Annotated in this window: 12 protein-coding genes; 3 read left to right on the top strand and 9 right to left on the bottom strand. The window is 35.9% G+C overall.

The features are described 5' to 3' along the window. The first annotated feature begins 23 nt into the window (after positions 1-23). Complete coding sequence (locus ACKGJN_RS13975) at positions 24-2,036, top strand: prolyl oligopeptidase family serine peptidase (RefSeq protein WP_409540167.1); 2,013 nt, start codon at positions 24-26, stop codon at positions 2,034-2,036. A 255-nt stretch (positions 2,037-2,291) separates the two neighbouring features. On the opposite strand, the gene ACKGJN_RS13980 is transcribed toward ACKGJN_RS13975, so the two are convergent. From ACKGJN_RS13980 to ACKGJN_RS13990, 3 genes are all read right to left on the bottom strand, one after another. After that, positions 2,292-3,437 (bottom strand): MFS transporter, encoded by a 1,146-nt coding sequence (locus tag ACKGJN_RS13980; RefSeq protein WP_409540168.1) that lies wholly within the window; start codon positions 3,435-3,437, stop codon positions 2,292-2,294. A gap of 84 nt (positions 3,438-3,521) precedes the next feature. Continuing rightward, the gene (locus ACKGJN_RS13985; RefSeq protein WP_409540169.1) at positions 3,522-5,648 is read right to left on the bottom strand and encodes a Tex family protein; all 2,127 of its coding nucleotides are present in this window, start codon (positions 5,646-5,648) and stop codon (positions 3,522-3,524) included. Between the two features lie 90 nt (positions 5,649-5,738). Further along, positions 5,739-6,704, bottom strand: a complete 966-nt coding sequence (locus ACKGJN_RS13990) for an App1 family protein (protein WP_409540170.1) — start codon at positions 6,702-6,704, stop codon at positions 5,739-5,741. Positions 6,705-6,770: 66 nt separating this feature from the next. On the opposite strand from ACKGJN_RS13990, the gene ACKGJN_RS13995 reads away from it, so the two are divergent. After that, complete coding sequence (locus tag ACKGJN_RS13995) at positions 6,771-7,658, top strand: diacylglycerol/lipid kinase family protein (RefSeq protein ID WP_409540171.1); 888 nt, start codon at positions 6,771-6,773, stop codon at positions 7,656-7,658. Positions 7,659-7,665: 7 nt separating this feature from the next. On the opposite strand, the gene ACKGJN_RS14000 is transcribed toward ACKGJN_RS13995, so the two are convergent. The 4 genes from ACKGJN_RS14000 to ACKGJN_RS14015 form a co-directional block, all read right to left on the bottom strand. Then, positions 7,666-8,202 carry a hypothetical protein gene (locus ACKGJN_RS14000; protein ID WP_409540172.1) on the bottom strand — a complete coding sequence of 179 codons (537 nt, stop codon included), beginning with the start codon at positions 8,200-8,202 and terminating at the stop codon, positions 7,666-7,668. A gap of 349 nt (positions 8,203-8,551) precedes the next feature. Continuing rightward, positions 8,552-9,904 carry a vanadium-dependent haloperoxidase gene (locus ACKGJN_RS14005; RefSeq protein WP_409540173.1) on the bottom strand — a complete coding sequence of 451 codons (1,353 nt, stop codon included), beginning with the start codon at positions 9,902-9,904 and terminating at the stop codon, positions 8,552-8,554. Between the two features lie 6 nt (positions 9,905-9,910). Continuing rightward, positions 9,911-13,168 carry a VCBS repeat-containing protein gene (locus ACKGJN_RS14010; protein ID WP_409540174.1) on the bottom strand — a complete coding sequence of 1,086 codons (3,258 nt, stop codon included), beginning with the start codon at positions 13,166-13,168 and terminating at the stop codon, positions 9,911-9,913. After that, positions 13,158-16,526 (bottom strand): VCBS repeat-containing protein, encoded by a 3,369-nt coding sequence (locus ACKGJN_RS14015; RefSeq protein ID WP_409540175.1) that lies wholly within the window; start codon positions 16,524-16,526, stop codon positions 13,158-13,160. The genes ACKGJN_RS14010 and ACKGJN_RS14015 overlap by 11 nt, the downstream gene beginning before the upstream one ends. A 495-nt stretch (positions 16,527-17,021) precedes the next feature. On the opposite strand from ACKGJN_RS14015, the gene ACKGJN_RS14020 reads away from it, so the two are divergent. Beyond that, positions 17,022-17,714 (top strand): response regulator transcription factor, encoded by a 693-nt coding sequence (locus ACKGJN_RS14020; protein ID WP_409540176.1) that lies wholly within the window; start codon positions 17,022-17,024, stop codon positions 17,712-17,714. Positions 17,715-17,837: 123 nt separating this feature from the next. Here the strand turns inward: ACKGJN_RS14020 and ACKGJN_RS14025 are convergent, their stop codons facing one another. Beyond that, a complete protein-coding gene (locus ACKGJN_RS14025; protein WP_409540177.1) occupies positions 17,838-18,761 on the bottom strand; it encodes a GyrI-like domain-containing protein in 924 nt (307 codons plus the stop codon). 82 nt (positions 18,762-18,843) lie between these two features. Beyond that, complete coding sequence (locus ACKGJN_RS14030; protein ID WP_409540178.1) at positions 18,844-22,191, bottom strand: VCBS repeat-containing protein; 3,348 nt, start codon at positions 22,189-22,191, stop codon at positions 18,844-18,846. Positions 22,192-22,227 lie beyond the last annotated feature (36 nt).

A 22,227-nucleotide genomic window follows, 5' to 3' on the forward strand; every position in this document is an offset into this window, starting at 1 on the left:
ATTTCAATAAAATAAAAATCCCTATGAAAAGAATAATACTTCTGCTTTTACTGATAAGCCAAAGTTTTGTGGCCCAAAACAAGTCGAATCTGGAATTAATAGATATCTATGATCTGGAAAATGTTTCAGATCCTCAAATTTCACCTGATGGAAAGCAGATAATTTATGTTCGGAACTTCAAAGATATTATGACAGATAAAAATTTGTCTAACCTTTGGATTGCCGATTTTGACGGATCAAGAAACAGACCTTTAACTACCGGAAACAGCAGGGATTTCAATCCTATTTGGTCTCCTGAAGGGAATAAGTTTCTTTTTAAATCTAACATGGATGGAGAAATGAAACTCTATTTAATGTGGATGGATACAAAACAAAAGATGGTTCTTAGTGATTCAAAGGAGTCTCCAGGAGATATTTCCTGGAGCCCTGACGGAGAACGAATTGTGTTCACGAAATTTGTTCCTTCAGAAAAAGCTTCTATAATTAAACTTCCGAAGAAACCCGAAGGAGCAAAATGGAATGAAGAACCTAAATACATTACCGAAATGAATTATCGTGGTGATGGTGCAGGATATCTGAAAACCGGAAATTCTCAAATTTTTATACTCTCAACCGATGGTGGAACTCCCAGACAGCTTACCAACTCTGAATTTGATTATGAAAGTCCTGTTTGGGGAAAAGACGGTATGACATTATATTTTTCAGCAAATATGCAGGAAGACCGGGAGCTTGATCCTCTAAATTCTGAAATATATAAGATGGACATTTCCTCAGGAAATGTTACAGCACTTACAGATAGACAGGGTCCGGATGCTAATCCTGTAGTTTCTCCTGATGGAAATAAGCTGGCTTACCTAGGATTTGATGATAACTTACAAGGTTACCAGTTAAGCAATCTTTATGTAATGAATACTGATGGCACAGGAAAACAAATAATCTCTTCAGAATTTGACAGAGATATCAATGGGATTCAATGGGGTAAGAACAGTAAGGAAATTTACTTTTACTATGATGATCAGGGAAGTACTAAACTCGCTAAAATAGATTTTTCAGGAAATGTATCTGATTTAACTGCAGATTTAGGAGGACTATCGCAGGGAAGACCATATAATGCAGCATCTTTCAGCGTCGCCCCAAATGGAAATTACGCTTTTACAACAGGTAAAGAGACAATGCCTGCAGATCTGGCTGTGGGAAGTAAAAGAAACATTCGAGTACTTACAAACTTAAATGAAGATCTGTTTTCATTTAAAAATTTAGGTAATGTTGAAGAGATCAGGTGGAATTCTTCTTTTGATCAAAAAGAGATTCAGGGATGGATCGTGACTCCTCCCAATTTCGATCCTTCAAAAAAATATCCGATGATCCTGGAGATACACGGTGGACCTTTTGCCAGTTATGGTAAGGTTTTTTCTGCTGAAATTCAGCTTATGGCAGCCGCAGGTTATGTGGTATTGTATACCAATCCAAGAGGAAGTACAGGTTATGGTGAGGAATTCGGGAATTTGATCCATCACGATTATCCGAATAATGATTATGATGATTTGATGTCTGGAGTGGACGCTCTTATTGCAAAAGGATATGTAAATCCCGATAATTTATTTGTAACCGGCGGAAGCGGCGGTGGAGTTTTGACCGCATGGATTGTAGGAAAAACAGATCGTTTCAAAGCAGCAGTTGTGGCCAAACCGGTTATCAACTGGTACAGTTTTGTTTTGTATGCTGATAATCCTGGGTATTTTTACAAATACTGGTTCGGCAAAAAGCCCTGGGAAGATCCGGAAAGTTATTTGAAAAGATCTCCTTTAACCTATGTTGCCAATGTAACCACTCCCACAATGCTATTAACTGGAGAAGAGGATTTCAGGACACCTATTGCGGAATCTGAGCAGTTTTATGCAGCCTTAAAAATTGAAGGTGTAGAGACGGCTATGGTAAGAATTCCCGGAGCATCGCACGGTATAGCAAGTACTCCCAGTAATTTAATGGCTAAAGTTGCAGCTATACTTGCCTGGTTTAATAAGTACAAAGAATAATAATTTTAGAACAGTATTAATTAGAATCCGGAAACTTATAAAAGTTACCGGATTTTTTTTTATAGGTTACTAATTTTTCAGAACTGATTCGGAACAGTTAACAGCAGATCCCGATATCGTCAATAATCGCCGTGAAGTAATAAAAATGCCTCGATGCAGCCTGGGAGCATTTGCTGAAGCTTCTGTAAATTTCGCCATATAGAAATAGCTCTTAAATGCGTGAACAAACCAAGGTTTGTTCACGCATTTTTTTAATTAGAATCTTTCCCCTTTTATGTGCCTGAAGAAAAGTTGAGAGATCGGGATAAGCATCAACCCTGAAAATAATAACAAAATAAACGACACCCTTAAATTGAATAAATGTGCAAGGTACCCAATAAGCGGAGGACCTAACAACATCCCAATTATACCGTAGGTGGCAATTATGGAAATTGCCATTCCAGCCGAATATTTTTTAGAAGTGCCCGCGAGGGAAAACGTCATAGGTATAATAGCAGCTACCCCTATCCCTACAAGGCTAAAACCTATTATTGCCGGCCAGAAATAGGGAAAAATGATCATAAGCAAAATACCTGAAGATACAAATGAAGAACTTATTACATACATTTTTTTCATCCCTATTCTTTCAATGACCTTGTCGGAAAAAAATCTTGAAAGTGCCATAAATATCATAAAAATGAAGTAGCCCAGGGTAAATAAATCCTCTTTGACAACTTCCTTAAAATAAACACCGCTCCAGTCGAACATTCCTCCTTCACAAATTGCGGCAAAGAAAACCAGGATCCCCAAATAGAGTATAAATTTATCCGGTTTGCCCAGGATTAATTTATTACCTTCTATAGCTCTATCCTTTTTCAGTAAAGAACGGTAAACGAATAAAGAGGTTAACAAACAAAAAACAGAGACCACAATTAAATGTGTATCCATTGGAACTTTGAATTTGATCATTAAAGTTGAAAACCCTACACCCGCCAACCCTCCCGTACTCCATAAGCCATGAAAAGAACCGATAATTTTTTTTTCAAAAGATTTTTGAAGGGTTAGCGATTGAGTATTCATAGCAATATTTAGAATTCTCATGCAAAAGGAAAACAGGCAAATCCCAAAAATTATTGCAAGCAAACTATCAGCCATTCCAATAAGTGCCAGGGATAGTACAAATAAAATAAATGAGATTTGTAAGGGAAAACGACTTTCAAACCTGGAAACAAGCCAACCTGAAATAGGAAGTCCCAGTAAGGAGCTAATTGGCATAGCAAGTAGCAGGTTCCCGAGCTGAGCCTCATTGAGATCGAAATCCATTTTTATTGTTGGAATACGCGATGCCCAGGTAGCGAAGCCAAAACCTGCCATAAAAAAATACAAGCTTAAAGAAATCCGCTGCTTTTTTATTGATCCCATAAGAATTCATCCAGAATACAAATATCACAGCTAATTTTAAAAGAATACGATTTAGGGATCAGAATTTCAGTAAATAAATTAACATTAATCCACCAGTGATAACTGAATACGTTTTCTTACTTCATCCACTTCAACAACAGTAACGGTTAATACCTGTCCTAATTTCACAACCGAATTCACATCACTTATAAAACCCTCTGCAAGTTTTGAAATATGTACAAGGCCGCTTTCTTTGATTCCTATATCTACAAAACAACCAAAATTGGTGATATTATTTACTATTCCCGGTATTTTCATGCCAGGATTTAAATCGGATATATTTTTTACCGAAGGATCAAATTTGAATTCGGTTTTTAATTTTCGGGGGTCCACTCCGGGTTTTTCCAGCTCCTGAATAATATCGGTCAAGGTTGGCAGGCCTAGATCTGCTTGTATATATTCCTGTAAAGGTATTTTTTTCAATACTTCCTTATTTCCAACAAGTTCAGAAATTTTAAGCCGTTGATCCCGCGCGATTTTTTCTACTAAATGATAACTTTCTGGATGTACTGCAGAATCATCCAAAACGTTTTTGGGGTTTTTGATCCTTAAAAACCCTGCAGATTGTTCATAGGCCTTTGCTCCCAGGCGGGGTATTTTAAGCAATTCCTTTCTGGATTTAAGATTCCCGTGTTCCTTTCGATATGCTATAATATTACCGGCTAACCCGGGGCCTATTCCAGAAACATAGGAAAGCAATTCTTTACTGGCCGTATTTACATTGATTCCTATTCTATTCACACAACTCATCACCACATTATCGAGCTTATCCTTGAGTTTAGACTGATCTACCTCGTGCTGATACTGCCCTACTCCTATCGACTTCGGATCTATTTTCACCAATTCTGCCAGAGGATCACTTAATCGTCGGCCAATAGAAACAGCGCCACGAACAGTAATATCGAAGGAAGGGAATTCTTCTCTTGCAATTTTTGAAGCGGAATAAATAGAAGCCCCTGCTTCATTTACAACATAAACAGCAATGTCCTTCAAACCCGGAATTTCCCTGATAAACTCTTCGGTTTCACGGGAGGCGGTCCCATTCCCAATTGAAATTGCTTCAATATTGTACGCCTTTACCAAATCGCTAATCCTTTTCCCTGCCGTTTTCCTTTCTTTTTGTGGCGGATGCGGAAAGATATTCTCGTTATCCAGTAATTGCCCGTTTTCGTCCAGGCATACCACTTTACAGCCGGATTTAAAACCGGGATCTATGGCAAGTATACGTTTTCCGCCTAAAGGTGCTGAAAGCAGTAATTGCTCCAGGTTGTTTGCAAACACAAGAATAGCATCTTTATCTGCTCTGGCTTTGGCTTCCGATAAAAATTCGGTGGAAAAAGATGGCTTTAATAAACGTTTATAGGAATCTTCAATAGCTTCAATAATATATTTTCTGCTAGTATTTGTGCCATTTTTAAGGATGATCCCTGAAATTAAATTTGTGGTCTTCGCTGCATCCACCTCAATTTTTAGCCTCAGAATGCCTTCATTATAAGCACGAAACATTGCAAGAAACCTATGTGAAGGTGTTTTTTTTAAAGATTCTTCCCAATCAAAATATTGTTGAAATTTTTGGGCTTTTTCCGTTTTCTCTTCTGCTTTTACAACTTTTGTCTTAATAACTGCCTGACGTTGAAAAAGCTGCCGGATCGCGTCCCTTACAATTTGATTTTCATTAACCCATTCAGCAATTATATTTTTAGCACCATCTATAGCTTCTTCAACAGATTTAACTTGGGCGGATTTAAACCGTTTTGCTATAAACTCAATATTTGCTTCCTTATGAGATATCAATATTTTCGCAAAAGGTTCAAGACCTTGCTCCCGGGCAACATCTGCCTTTGTTTTTCTGGTCTTTTTATAGGGTAGATAAAGATCTTCTAAAATGCTAAGTGTAGTTGCTTTTTCAATTGCTGATTGCAACTCCTTTGTTAAAGCATTTTGCTCTTCAATAGCCTTTAAAATAGTTGACTTACGTTTCTCAAGTTCTTTGAAATTCCGAAGCAAATCTGAAATATTTTCTATCTCAACTTCATCAAGGTTCCCCGTTAACTCTTTTCTATAACGGGCTATAAAAGGAATGGTAGCATCCTTGGAAAGAAGGCTTAATGTATTCTGAATGGATTTCTCAGGAAAATCTACCTGAGATTTAATAAAATCTAATAACTTCAATAGAACTGGTTTTAAAAAAATTACTGAATGAAAAGGAAAGTAAATATATGGCTACGAATCACAAATTAAGTAATCTGAACAAACATCCTATTAAGTAATCCCTATTTTTATGGAGTGTGCTATCGCTTTTTCACTGTGCTTAAAATAACAGGTTTCCACGTTTAAACTTTGAATATTTTCAAGAGTTCTTTGAGTAATGTCTTTCTTTTTCTTCCCTGTTTGGCGAAGGTATACCGCTTTTATATTTTTTGGGAAAATTTTACAAATACGTTCATAAATAAAAGGATCTTTTTGAGAATCGTCCCCTAAAAGTACATATTGCAGGTTTGGGTAAAAGGAAATAATATCTTTTATCTTTTCAAATTTATGATCGTGGTTATCTCTACCGGTAAAAAGAAAATCTGAAATTCCTGTTTTAATTTTTTTAAGCTTAACAACTGCCTTTGGAAGTTCGTGAATTTCAACAAAATCATTGATGAAACCATATAGATTCCATTCGCTGCTGGAAACATAGAAAAAGGAATTAGAGCCGTTTTTATTTTCCTGCCCTGCCCTGCTCAAATGCTTATAATGCTTTACTACATCATCAAAAATCTTCCTTTTTTCAATATTTTTTAAAAGCATCACATACAATTTCCTTAAAAAATTGTTACTGTGGGAAATAAGAAAGGTATCATCAATATCTGAAATTATCCCCAATTTACTCTCGAAGGGCTTTAGTAGTTCTCCCTGTTGAATGATACCAATGTTATCCACCTCATAAGAAACACAGTAGGTGTGCCAACCGCTTTCCAACGGCTCGAAGAATGGAATGTCGAATCTAAAATACCCATCATCGAGGGTTTTGGTAGTAACTTCCTGGTTTTTAAACTTTAGCGTTATTGCAATATTTTTAAGGGGCTTTATTCTAAACATATGAATAATGGAAAAGGCATGTCGTAATCCTTTTCGATCTGATCTATATTTATCCGGTGCCCAGGATTCAAAAACGTGACCGAAAACCACTAATTGATTCCCGTTTGCATACCCTCTATATAATTTTAGATCAAATTTCACTCTATTTACGTTTTATTAACTCTTAAGATGAACCAAATTAATTAATTTTGGATTCAAAGTGAAACTATGTCGGCTATTAAAAATGTTTTATTGGTGGTTAACCCTATTTCGGGGGCTTTAGATAAAGCGAATCTCATTCAGCAAATAGAATTAGAGGTCAAAAAAATAAATGCCCACTTAAATATTTTTCTAACAACAGGCCTGGAAGATTTGCTCAATCTTGAAAAGAAAATTAGGGAATTGAAACCTTGCCGAATTTTGATTGCCGGAGGAGATGGAACTATAAAATTAACCGCCGAAGCTTTAAAAGGTGAAGACATTCCGGTTGGGATTATTCCTGCCGGATCTGCAAATGGTTTAGCCTCTAATCTTCAACTAACTGTAAGTATAGAGGAGCAAATCCATATAGCTTTGGGTAATACATTTCAAAAGATAGATATTATCGTAATTAATGAGGAATATTGTTTGCATATAGCCGATTTTGGAATTAATGCAGAACTCATTGGTAAATATGCAGAATCCAATATAAGGGGGAAACTTGGTTATGTATTAAATTCTATTCCTACATTGCTCGACAGCGAATACCCTTTTCAGTTTAAAATTGAGGCAAACAACCAAACATTCGAAAAAGAAGGGATTCTTTTAGCCATTGCAAATGCCAATTCTTATGGAACCGGCGCCAAGGTGAATCCGAAGGGAAAAATTAATGATGGCTACTTCGAAATTTTAATCTTCAAACATTTTGATTTTTTTAAAATATTAAAAACCCTTAGAAATGAAGTGGACTATGATCCGGAATTCATGGAAACTATAAGTACGCAAGAGGCAATAATAAGTTGTACAAGTCCTGTTGCGTTCCAAATAGATGGAGAATATTTAGGGAGAAAAGAATCCATTCGTGCTAAAATACTGCCCAATCAATTAACCGTTGCAATTCCGGAAAAAATTGTTTGAATGCTTTTTATTTTTTTAGCGGCATAAAAACGGCTGCTTTCCATTCCATAGCCTCTCCCCCCATCCTTGGGTTGCTGTAAAATATTTCGAGTGGAAGATTCTCAACCTCGATATTTTTTCTTTTTGCTTTTTCCAGTAGGTTCAACCAGGTTAAATGGGATAATCTATAATAACCGTTAAAAACAGCTTTTAAAGACTCCTTAGATTCTATTCGTTTTAATTGAATATTTCCAACGGAGGCAAGACCCTTTTTAGCGGTTATTGGAAAACAAAAATCGAAAGAAATTTGATTTGTTTCCAGGTTCCAGGAAGTTACTTTTAGCATTGGAAACCCGTCGAGTTTAAGATCGTTATTTTCGATAAACTCTTCGAGTTTATCTATGGTACCCATCATCGCCATTGCCTTTTTTTCTAATGTTGATGAGGAAGTTATACAGGCGCAATTAGATGCCGGATTGGAAGCGGTATCTTCCAAAGTGATTTTGTAATAGTTTTGATGCGCGTTAATTATAGTGTTAATGGCATTCAAATTTGATTTAAGCATCGCTATTTTCTCACTTTTAGCGAATGGATTTAAGACCTCTAATCGGTTTTGAAAACTATTTTTTTTATCTAAAGTATTTACCGTTACCTGAATTACAGAATCGTTTACGAAATCAAAATTCCAATCCAGGATAAGATGATTTCCGTTTTTGAGGTCAACTTTTTATACTATGTTTTTAAAAGGCTCTTTTTGCAGGATTTTAACTTTATAATTTGGATCGTTCGCATTGAAATTATCTATATCCAGAATTTCCCGATATGTAGCTCCGGATTCATATTTTGTTTTAAATCTAAACTGGAGATCAAACTAAAAAAGGCATAAAAAAATCAAAATTATCTTCTTCAAAAACTTAATTCGCAGCAATTGGATCCTTGGATTTTTTCATTTTAAGGTTGTTCATTAGGTAATCACCCAGTCTTTGACCCTGGTCTATTCCTACCTCCACTGCAGCCCGATAATGAATTCCGCCATACATTCTGCTCATAGCTGCCTCCTGGGCTGCCTGGTTAAAAGACTGAAACTCCCTAATGGGTAAACCATAAATAACTTCGGTATCATCACTAAAACTAAAGTTGTCACCAAAAATGTCTGTAAGTGCAATGGCTGCAGCACCGGAAACAACAGAATGCCCGCTGGTATATTCAGGAAAAGGCGGAGTTTGTAAGACAGGTTTCCAGTTTTCATCTATATATTTATTGATAAGCGTTTCCGGACGTACAAGATTACTTCTGTATTTTTCATCCCAACAGCTTATAAACGCATCTGCCATGGCAAGGGAAGTTTTTGTATAGGCATAAACCGATTCTTCAAAATCAGCATTCGCTTTCTTACTTGCTATTTTAGCAATTCCCATCCAGTGACCACCGGGGGTAATTTTTTTAGTTGCAAACATTAGATGTCCCCGGGTGACAGAAACGTATGGATTACAATCCCAGAATTTCGCTATTTCCAATTCTTCGCTTTCCTCCCCATCTTCGGCCATTTTATTTTTAATGGCATATACCTCCATCAATTCATCGTGAAATTTGCTTCCTTTTTCCATTGAAAATTCCGGGGGTGGTATTGGTCGGAATTGACTTGCTGTATCGATTAAAAAAGGTCGAATCTTGTCCCAATGTGGTTCAATTCCATCCATATAAGAAGGTGGTGTTGGTTGCCATCTTCCAGGATCATCACTTTTCACCGTATATTTAGGCATGGTCCTGGTTTGTTTGTAATTATCCTTATCCATCCAGGATTTTATGTGGTCAATAACTTCAGTGGCATAAGTTCTGGAATTTTCAAATTCCTGCGAATTCGTTTTCTTCCAATTAGAATACAAACTATCCTTATATTGAATCATTTTCTCTTCGGAAAAAATGAGATGCTGGCCTATTTCAATATGTGCCATAAGTGCCGCCATCCTGTAATTTAAATGAGATGTTTGCTTTGGTTTCGGTATTGAATCCAGTCCGTTTAACTGACCCGCAAGTGAAATATAATTAGGATTGGACAATGCAACAATTTCATATGCAGCGACATTGGCATATGCGTATATTCTACTGGCAACAGGGGGAGAAAAGATATCGTGAACCATAATATTGGTCACCTTATCTAAAGATGCGTGCAAATCCTCTGCCGATATTTCTGCAAATTTCTCCTCTTTATTACAAGAAAATAGTAGTAACCCAGCAAATAACAATGTGAATTTAAATCGATTCATTGGTAATTAATTTTTATAGTTTCTTAAGCTATATACTTCAGCTTTGCCATTATTCACAGTAACCAGTAAATATTTCTGATTGTTGGCTTCAATAATATTCAAATGCCGAACGGATTTATTCCGAAGATTTAATCCCAAAAGATGTCCGGATAATATCTCTTTTTCATTTTTGATAAGGGCTCCCGGAAAGCCATCAAATCTTCCATGATAAGGTTTTACTCCGAAGTAATTTCCAGCAACAAGGATTTCCTTTTTACCATCGCTATCAAAATCATATTCTACGAAAGCGGTTAAAGGAGCAACCTGTAAACCGGACTCAAAAGGGACAAAAGTAAAAGATCCATTTTCATTTTTAAGATATCCTGATTCCAGCACCTGAACTTCCAATAATTGGGCTTTCTTTAAAAGATCTCTGGAAAACACCTCTTCCACAGTTTTTCCGGCAAATGATTTGTAGCTGGTGAACTTCTTTCGCATTAAAGAACTCATTTGACCTGAAAGCCCATCCAGGCCTTCCAGCGTATAATATTCCCCATTTTTATAGGAAGCCAGAATCGTTTCTGTTGATCCATTGTTATCAAAATCGCCATAATACATCCGTAACGGAGATTTTTCTGATGCCTCAAACCTGGTATTTGTGCCCCAATTTCCTAAAATATAATCAATATCACCGTCATTATCAATATCAAATGGAATTATTGCCTGCCAAAGTCCGTTTAATTTAGATGATAAAACTTCAACTTTCTCAAGTTTTCCTTTATTATTCTTGAAAAAAGTTGGAGACATCCATTCCCCTACAACAACAAGGTCATCCCATCCATCCTTATCAAAATCTGTCCAGACGGCATCTGTAACCATTCCTGCTTTTGAAAGTTCTTCGTTCTTAACAATCGAAAATTTCCCTTTAGAATTAGTCAATAAATACGAAGTTGGTATATTCCCAAAATCATAAGAAACAGCATTGCTTCCAATAAACAAATCAAGGTCACCATCCTTATCGAAGTCATTTGCCTTTATTACCGAAGAATTTCCATAAATAAGCGGAAGTTCACTTTCAAGGAAAAAAGAATCCTTTTTTAAATATAGTTTATCCAGCAATGGTTTCGCCTTGCCATAAAAATTACCTCCAGCAGTACCAATAAGCAAATCGTTTTTACTATTATTACTAAAATCTCCAATTATGGCAGACACATCTTCATTTATAGAATCTTTAAGTATTACCTCAGGGCTTTTCAGGACAAAGGAAGTGTCTCTTTGTTCATAAACTGCAGATGGAAAATATTTTGAACTTCCAAAGTAAATATCGTTTTTCCCATTCATATTTAAGTCCCCCACGGCTGTTGCCGGACCACGATCTGATATTTTATAAGGGATAAGTTTTTGTGCATTGAAATCTAAAAAACTATCTTCCTGATGGGTATAATCTATTCCTAAATTATCTTTGATCTTTTCAAATAATACCCGTTTTTTATTTACCGGGCCGAATTCAAAAATTCCTTCACTTTTTCCCGGTGTAATTTCCAGCGTTTGATTTACCTGTATATTTCTTAAAGTTTCATACGATTTATCCGGCCAAACAATTACAAGGGAATCCACCTTAGAATCACTTCCGTAGCCAAAGTGAATAATTGGTTCTGAAGAAGACTGAAAACCTTTATTGGGAAAGAGTTCTTTGTATTGTAAGGTTCCATTTGAATATGAAAAAACTTTTGTCCCTACCCCAAATACATTTTGTTTTTTATATTTAAAATTGAGTTTAAGATAATTCCCGTTTTTTGACTTATTGATATATAAGGTTGCCGGACTGTTAATATTATTGGTAACAATATCCAGATCTCCATCATTATCCAAATCCCCGTAAGCGACTCCGGTAGAAATTATGGTGTCCTTCCTTATCCATTTTCCAGACATATCCTCAAATTTTAAATCTCTTTCCCCTTTAAAAATAAAATTATGAACGTTTCCGGAGGGCATTAATGCCAATGCTTCCTTATCTACAAGGTTTGTGTTATTGATTTTTTTTCTGATCTGGTCATTGGAAAGAAACTTAATATAGTCTAAATCGTTGGGTCGTTTGGGAATTCCGTTGGAGATGAAAAGATCCTGTTTTCCATCGAGATCATAATCTGCAAATAATGCGCCCCAACTCCAGTCGGTTGCTTCAATTCCGCTGAGCAGTCCAGTTTCAGAAAAGAATTGCCCGTTTTGATTGACCTGAAGCATATTTCGCGGATATTGATAATGGTAGCCCAAACGCTCCGTTCTCATCGATAACATTTCTGAATTTTCGTCTCCTTCTGAAGCTTTTAAAACCTTTTCATCTTCAGCAAGCATATCCAGGGTAATAAGATCCGGGAAACCATCGTGGTTTAAATCTGCAACATCATTCCCCATGGAAAATTTACTGGTGTGTCCAAAGTATTCCTTCAAACTTTCGGCAAAAGTCCCGTCCTGATTATTGATGTAATAATAATCATCTTCGTGGAAATCGTTGCCCACATAAATATCCGGCCAGCCATCCTGGTTAAAATCTGCAATAGAAATTCCAAGCCCATAGCCATTAACTCCTCCAAAAATCCCAGCTTCTTCACTCACATCGGTAAATATGCCTCCGTCATTCCTCAAAAGTTTATCTCCGGTAGCATAAGTACGCTGATTTCTTAAATCGGCCCTGCCATAGGATTCCTGTGTATGGATTGCATGATTCAATAAATAAAGATCCAGATCACCATCCAGATCATAATCAAAGAAAACGGCAGAAGAACTGTACGAATCGAAATCGATCCCATATTTTTCAGCGCTTTCAGTAAAGGTCCCATCGCCATTATTGATGAATAATTCATTATGACCATTAAACCCGTTAATTCCAACAACTGCGCATACATAAATATCCAGAAGCCCATCTCCATTGACATCGGCCATAGTTACACCCGTGTTCCAGGTACTGTTTCCGGTAATATTGGCTTTTTCTGAAATATCTTCAAATTCAAGGTTGCCCTTATTTAAATATAATTTATTCTTAACCTGATTTCCGGAAAAGAAAATATCCGCTAGCCCATCATTGTTAATATCTCCAATGGCAACCCCGCCCCCATTGTAGAAATACATATAATCCAATATATTCTGATCTTCAGATTCGGTAAGGGTATTGGCAAAAGAAATCCCTGATTTATCAGCTGGTAAATCCGCAAATAAATCACCTTCCTTCTCAGAACAACTAAAGAGAAGAGAAATCAATCCAATAAAAAAATAGTTACTTCGCATTTAATTTAAATACCTTAGGTTTTTGATTGTTGATAGCAGTGATAATATAGGTATCCCCGTTTTTATCTGAAAATTTCTTTAAATGTTTGATCTCGTCTTCTACAACAAAACCGCTCTTAGTATAATCCTGCAAGGTAAATTCCATATTTCCGTTTCCAAGCAAAACATGACCGTAGCTGGCATCCAGCCTTGAGAACTGCGGTTTAAATTCAAAATTATTCCCTCCCATTATAAGATCAAGGATTCCGTCTCCATTTACATCTATGCAAGTAATCCCACAAACACAGGATAACTGAACCCTGGACGGCAAAATTTTAGTCTCAAATTTTCCGTTCCCTAAATTTAAAGCAATGATAGTTTCTCCCATTACCGCTTCTTTTACTATTGAATTTTCAATAACATCTGCCGGAAATAATTCCTGAATAGAACGCCTGGCATAATCAGACGCTTTCAGGTTTTGCTTTTTTAAGGATGATAACTGGGTTGTTAATTCTTTTTTCATATGAATTGGCATATCCTTTCCTCCCAAATTCCTTGTTACAATTTGCTCTATAGTTCCGTTATTATCAAAGTCATTGATCCATATTTTCATGCGATTCGTTTTGGAAGTTTTATAAGCCGTATTGGTCCCACTATTTCCTAAAATTAGATCATTATTTCCATCTCCATCCAAATCGGCAACTTCAACGGTGTTCCACCATCCTGTTAATTCATCCAGTTCGGATTTCATTCTTGAAAGTCTTTGTCCTGTATTTTTAAATATCACAGGTGAACCCCAATCAGAAACAGTTACAAGATCATTTTTTCCGTCATTATCAATATCTGTCCAAATCGCATCGGTAATCATACCGGCGTTTTTTAGATCATATCCCACACGTTGGGTAGCATTCGTAAAAGTTCCATCCCCTTTGTTTTCCAAAAATAAATGATCCGGATCTACCCCGTAGGTTCCAACCACGCTCCGTGAACCAATAAAAAGATCTACGTCGCCATCGCCATCGAAGTCGTAAGGGGCGATCACCGAAATATTATGAAAGGTTGACGGTAATTCCACGGATGATTTGGTGAAATTTCCATTCCCATCGTTTATATAAAGTCTGGCAGAATAGGTTCTTGAATCTCCAACCTGGTTCCCGCCGGAACCAACGATCAAATCCAAATCCCCATCGGCATCGGCATCAAAAAATGAAGCTGCTGTATCTTCAAAACCGGCATCGGTTTCCAGAGCTTTCTGGGAAGTAATTTTCAGAACTCCATTTCCAGAATTGAGATAAATTATTCCAGGTTGCATTTTCCCACCTCCTATAAAAACATCTTCATTTCCATTTCCATTAATATCACCTACCGAAAGACTTGGTCCTTCCTGGGAAAGCTTTTTATAAGCAAGCCCTTCGTAATCAAAATCATTGTAAGTATTTTCTTCGTGCTTTACCACTTGTTTTGCCTCCATTTCCTGAAGGAAAGCAGGTTCATTTAAGGACTTCGGAATTTTATATTGATTGGTCGCTTCCTTCTGACTTAGCCCAAGTTGTTGATTTACGCTCACATCTTTAAGTAACTGGGTGCTTTTATCGGGCCAGATCACCCTAAGTGAATCAATTTTATTGGAAGTTCCCAGGCCTATGGTCATAACATAATCCATGGAGGACTGAAATCCCCTGGAGGGTTGGAGTTCCTGTAAAATAACCGAATTGTTATAATAGAGTTTTACTACACTTCCAATAGCAAATTTATTTTTTTCGCTACCCTCAAGTTTTATTTTTAAATAATTGTTCTCTGTAAACTTTTCAGTATTATTCCTGTAAAGAAAGGCTTGCATATTCACGTTGTTAACCACCATATCCAGATCTCCATCGTTATCCAAATCTGCATATGCAACCCCATTTGAAAATCCCGGAGTATCAAGCCCCCACTCTTTTGCCGTATTTTCAAATTTCAGATCTCCCTGATTGTTATATGCATAATTGGGAATGGGAGTCACCGGCATTTTACTAATTATAGAATCGATGGCTTCCTTCTTGCCTGTTAATACCATTTTTTGCATTATTTCATCGGCAAAAAAGTTTATGAAATCAATATCTGTAAGATCATGATTAATTCCGTTGGTAACAAAAATATCTCTAAACCCATCGTTGTCCATATCAAAAAGCAATCCTGCCCAACTCCAGTCTGTGCCGGACACTCCACTGAAGTAAGCGATTTCAGAAAAGGAATTGTTACCATTATTAAGCTGAAGTGTATTTTGGATGTATTGCTGGGAGAAGCCTTTGCTTTGTTTTAATTTGAAGATATTATAACCTTCAAATTCCATCACCGATTTTACGCGGGAATCTTCTTCAGGCAGCATGTCTGTAATAAAAACATCAATATGTCCATCATTATTGATATCGGCCATATCTACTCCCATCGCCGAAAGGCTTAAATGCGATGTCCAGTTCATGATATCTTCCGTAAAGGTTCCATCCTGATTATTGATGTACAGGTAATCCCGCTCATAAAAGTCATTTGATACGTAAATATCCGGATAAAGATCCTTGTTGATATCGCTTATTAGAACGCCCAGTCCAAAACCGATTAAACTTCCGTAAATATTTGCCTCTTCACTAACATCTACAAATTTTCCGTTATCATTTCGCAATAGCATATCGCCAACTCCCCTAAAAATTGCAGGAATTCCTTCCCAGTCCTGTGCTCTTACCCCCCTTTGTTCGGCATACCCCAGGCTGCTGACAGGAATATTACTGTTATTTAATATATAAACATCCAGATCTCCATCCAGATCATAATCAAAAAATGTTGCGTGAGTACTAAATCCGGTTTTAGCTAAATTATATTCTTCTGCACTTTCGGTAAAAGTTAGATCACCATTGTTGATATAAAGGTCATTATCGTGGTTATTGCCTTCCATATTCCCCGCGTTACTCACATATATATCGAGTAAACCATCATTATTGATATCCACCATATTCACCCCGGTAGACCATGGTTTATTACCGGCTACACCAGCTTTATCAGTAACATCTTCAAATTTAAAATCCCCCTTATTTAAAAATAATTTATTGGGACCCATATTGGCTGTTAGATAAATATCAGGAAGTCCGTCATTATTAATATCTCCAATTGCAACACCACCCCCGTTATAAAAGTTCCGATATTTAAAAATATTGAAATCCTTTTGATTTACCACTTCATTAATAAAATCCAATCCGGTATCTCCGGGAGACATTAAGGTAAATAGCGTGTTTTTATCTTCCACATCTAATTCTACATTTGATTCTTTTTTATTGGATTCACAGGAACCAAAAATTAAAAGAATAAGAGAAAATGTGAAAATATTTCGGGGTAAATTAAAATTCATTGTCATTAAATAATATAACTATTATTAATTTATTTTTATTTTTTTGTGAATCAGAGTAAAAGTTTTGTCTGACTAAAATCGAGTGTAGATAAAAAATATTTATAACTTCGAAATTATAAGTTTTATACTGGATGAGAAAGACATTTTAATATTTTCTTAACTACATTCGAATTTGATTTATTTCTTTTGAAAACCGGTGTAAAATAGTATAATATTGGAGAATACGAGGCGAAGACCTATTAAAAAGTATTAATGAAAGATAAATTAACACAAGGAAAGATTAAGCAAAAATTATTTTCAGTATTTCATCTGGTATTTACATCTATATCTTTCAAAAACGGAGTTTTAAGCCTATTATCAGTGCGGTTAATTCGCTGCTAATTTCAGACTTTGGAATCCTTTATGAGCTCGAGGCGGAATATTTATTTTAATTTCACCTAACAAATGCGGAAAAAAGGTTAGGTTATATAAAATTCAAAATACCTTTACATTACTATGGAAAACAAAAAGAATATTCTACTGGTTGAGGATGATGATTCATTAGGATATTTACTCACAGAATATCTTCAAATAAAGGGTTTTGGTATATCCTGGGCCAAAAATGGGAATCTGGCCTTGCAAAAACTGGAGAAGGAAAAATTTGATCTTGCAATCCTGGATGTAATGATGCCAGAAATGGATGGTTTTACACTGGCTGAAAAGATGAAGCTTACTTATCCGGAAATTCCATTCATATTTCTTAGCGCGAAATCTCTTAAAATTGATGTTTTAAAAGGCTTTTCAAAAGGGGCAGTAGATTACCTTAAAAAACCAATAGATGAAGAAGAGCTTGTAATACGCATCAATATTTTACTGAAAAATCTTTCTCAACCCGAGATCGAAAGTTCATCCAGGGAAGAGATCCATCTTGGAAAATATTCCTATAAACCCCAGCAGCAAACTTTAGGACTTGGAGAATCCAAGGTGTCCTTAACTTCCAGGGAAAATGAATTATTAAGATATTTGACTTCGAAACAAAATGAAATTTGTACGCATAAGGAATTGTTGAAAAATATTTGGGGAACAAATGATTATTTCACCCGAAGAAGTTTAAATGTATTTGTTTCCCGATTAAGGAAATATCTTGATAAGGAACCGTCCATTAAGATTGAGAATATTCATAATACCGGATTTATTTTTAGAATATAGCAATTTGTTTAAATTCGAGTAAAATTATCAAATTTAGGAAAAAAGGGAGTCCGTTCATGCCTAATTAAAGTCCAAAAGGTTAACCGTTGCTATTAATTCTTAAAATAAGATCTAAGAATAATTTTATTCCACTATTGGCAAATAGATTTCTGCTTTCCATGTAGGTGATGGAGTGCTTTCTACATTAGGGTTATTAAAAAAAACCTCCAGCGGTAATCCATTAGTTTTTAATTTCTTTTCTTCAGCTGTATAAAGAAGGTCAAACCAGGCTTTATGGGATAACCTATAATTTCCGTTGAACACCGCCTTCAATGCGGTAGAAGATGGAATTTGCCTGAATTTAACTTCTCCGTAAGGCTTAATATCCTGGGGAAGATTCACCGGAAAACAAAATTCAAAATCTATGATATTCTCCTTTCGATTCCATTTAATGATCTTTACAAATGGATTTCCTGTTAATTTAAGATCACGACTTAGAATGTAATCTTCCAGAATATCAATGGTTTTTACCATTTCCCGGGCCTTTCCTTTTACCGGAACATTTTCAGAAGTATGACAAATACAGTCCAGTGCGGGTGAAGTGACGATACTGTCGCCAATTTGAATACGATAGGCCTTTTGTTCATTTTGTAATCTAAGTCTAAAAGCCAGCAAATGTTGTTTTAAACTATCTATATAATTACTTTTTACAAAGGGGTTCATTATATCCAGGCGGTTAGCCAGTGAATTCTTGTCAGATCTAATATTTAGTACAACTTCTGTTAGGCTATCATTTCTTTTTTCAAATTCCCAGTAGAATTCTACCGGGGAATCACTAAATGAATATACTTTTTGTGTTAGATTTTTGAAAGGTTCACTTTGGGTGACCGCAATATTTTCTTCAGAAATATCAGGGTTCAAATTTTTCCATTCTAAAATTTCATGAAAGACGGTACCGGGGCCGTATTTCGCTTCCATCGTGAAACGATAATCATATTTTTTAATAAATAAGTACCAAATCGATCCTAAAAGCAACAGGGCAAGGAATAATATAAGTATTTTTTTCATGGATTTATCTGGTTGCAAATTTCTCTTTAGAATTGGTCATTTTTAACTTATTTAGGATACAGCTCCCCTTACAGTGCTTTCATTAATTATTAATTTTCAAAATGCTTGGAGTACCATTATTAAATGTTACGATAAGATGTAATTCGTCATTTATACAGATTTCCTTAATATCACGGGCAGCTCCGGAAATATCAGGCATTTCTTTATTATAAGTTTGGAAAAAACCGTTTTTATCATTGATAAGAACAGTTCCATGGCTGGCATCTAATCTACCCAATTGAGTGCTGATTTCATAGTTGTTTCCTACTAAAAACAGATCGGGAAAACCATCACTGTTAAAATCCTGCGTCTCAATAGCAAAGATTGCCGAAACCTGTGTTTCAAAGGGTAAAATATGCTTTGTAAAAGTGTTATCCCCATTATTTTCAAAATAGCAACTGGCTAATTCAAAAACCTGTTTCACTTCAGCATTTTTCAGTTTTTCCATGGGTAGAATCTCAGAAAAATCTGCATCTGCATAATCTTTGTACCTGAGAAATTTCTTTTTTAAAAATGGCATTTGGTGATCGAGTTCGTCCTTAGAAGCAAAAGCTGTTTCCTTATTTTCATAAAAATAACTCACTACCGGATCAATAGATCCATTTCCATCAAAATCGCCAAGGTACAGTCTTAAAGGTTTTTCTATAGAAGCCTTTAGTCTGGAATTTAGCCCCCAGTTTCCTGCAACGATATCTATATCGCCGTCGCCATCAAAATCTTTTGCAATCACGGCATTCCACCATCCGTTCGTATCTTCAAGCCCGCTATCCAGTTTGCTAAGTTTGCTCCCATCATTGATAAAAATCGTGACAGGCATCCAGTGACCAACTACTATTGCATCCTTAATCTTATCATTATTGATGTCGATCCAGATAATATCCTGAACATTTCCGACATTCCTAAATGTTTCAGAATATTGATCGGTAACTTCTGTAAACTTACCATTGCCATCATTCAAAAATAAATACTGCACAGGATTTTTACCGTATTCCCCCGGGACTATATTTGCACTAAAAGAAAGATCGGGAAAACCATCTGCATTCAAATCTACCGATGTTGCCTTCGAAGCATTAAGGCTGACACCCTTAAACTGTTGATCGTCCAATCTGAATTTACCGTTTTCATTCAGGTATAGTCGCGGTTGCAAGGATTTTCCTTTTGTAAATTCATTACCCCCGCTTACCACTATCAAATCCATATCACCATCCACATCCACATCCAGGAATATTTGATCGGTATCTTCTGAAATTGCATCTTCCTCGAATATTTTTTGCTCAGATTTTTCAAAACTACCATCAAGGTTTTGCAGCCACAAATTCAAGCTCTGTGATTTTCCTCCTCCTATTACCAGATCGTCAAGACCATCTTTATTGATGTCGGCTACTGCGGCACGCGGACTCTGATTACCATAACCAAAAGGAATTAGCGGCTCACGGTTAAATTCCAGCGTGGATTGCTCGACATGCTTATAGTCTATTAAAGAATCTTTCTTTGTAAAAATAGAATTTCTTTCAGATTTATTGAATATAAGGGAGTCGGCATCATTTATATTAAATTCGATAGTTCTATTGGGCTTAATATTGTACTTGGTTTCAGTTAAAAAACCCGGCCAAATTACCTTTACCGAATCTATTGAAGTATGCTTGGCGAGGCCAAAATTCAAACCCGGTGCCAATGAAGAAAGATAGCCCCTGCTTAAATAATGTTCTTGTTGTTGCAGGTTATCTCCATAGTAAAGTATAATTTTTGCACCGATACCAAATTTGTTGCTATTATCTCCCAACAGGTTCACTCTGAGATAATTGTTTCGTATTAATTTTTCTGAATTATTTTTAAAAATACTGGCATTTCCATCGGTATTGTTCACTACTAAATCCATATCCCCATCATTGTCAAGATCAGCATACACAAAACCATGACTAAAACTTGGCTCAGCATTTAACCATTCTTTTTTTCGGTTGTCAAAAGTATTATCACCATTGTTCTGAAAAATATAATTTGCTATTTTCTTTTCAGGTAGCTCTTTGACGAAATCATCATAATTTTCAAATTTTCCCTGACTTAATTGTTTCTGAATTTTTTCATTTGAAATATACTTGATAAAATCCATATCATTGGTAGCGCCTTTTATTCCATTGGTGATAAAAATATCCTTGTGGGTATCATTATCAAAATCGACAAAAAGTGCTCCCCAAGACCATTCTGAAGCCGCAATACCACTAAGAAATGCAGTTTCCGAAAAATTGAGATTTCCTGAATTGATATGAAGGGTATTCTGCATGTATTGTGGAGCAAAGCCGTTCTTTAAATAGCTAGCATAAGTTTGAAATGGATATTCCAGTCCTGAGGTTTTATAGGTCTTCAGATTTTCAGGAAGCATATCCAGAGATATGATATCTGCAAGGCCATCATTATTGATATCGGCAATATCGTTACCCATGGAAAAATGCGTGGTATGGCCTAATTTTTCAGGTTGATCTGAAATTAGTTCGTGAAAACTACCGTTTTTCTGATTAATATATAAATAATCATTTTCAAAAAAATCATTTCCAACGTAAATATCAGGATACAAATCATTATTAAGGTCTCCCACTGCCACACCCAGTCCGTAGCCAATCACTCCCTGAAAAATTCCAGCTTCAGAAGAAACATCTGTAAAAAAACCATTATCATTTCTGAACAACCGGTCGCCTGATTTAGGATCATAGCTCTTCCTTTTATCCCCTCTACCGTAATTCCTGTTTGGATGCACGGAGTGATTTAATAAGAACATATCAAGATCTCCATCCTGATCATAATCCAGGAAGACAGCTTGAGTAGAAAAACCTGAAAAATCGAGACCATACTTTGCAGACTGTTCCTCAAAAATGGGAATCCCTTCTTCATTAGGTCCCTGATTAACGTATAGCAGGTTATGCCCTTCCAGATTAAGGAATCCACTTACTTTACAAATGTAAAGATCCAGTAAACCATCCCCGTTAATATCTATATTACTAACTCCTGTGGTCCATCCCTGGGAGTTATCAATCTGGGAGACCGGAGTTATATCTTTAAATTTAAAATTACCAATATTCAAAAAAAGCTTATCCTCTTGCTCATTGGAGGTGAAATATAAATCTATAAGGCCATCCTGGTTATAATCCCCTGCTGCGACTCCGCCGCCATTATAATAATACAGATAATTAAAAATGTTTAATTCAGAGTTTGGATTTAGTTCATTAGAGAAAAGAAGATTTGAATGCGAAGGCACTATCTTTTCGAAAAGAAATTCCTCTTTTTTACAGGCCTGGAAAAACAGGATAGAAAAGATAGAAATTAGGAATAGTTTTTTAGTTTTTACCACGAATTTGAAAACTGGAATTTGAGGCAATTTATAACAAAATATTTTCAAAAATAAAATATTTAAAAAAATAGAGGGCCAATTGGC

The organism is Gillisia xinjiangensis, assembly GCF_046298265.1.
Lineage (GTDB): Bacteria > Bacteroidota > Bacteroidia > Flavobacteriales > Flavobacteriaceae > Gillisia > Gillisia xinjiangensis.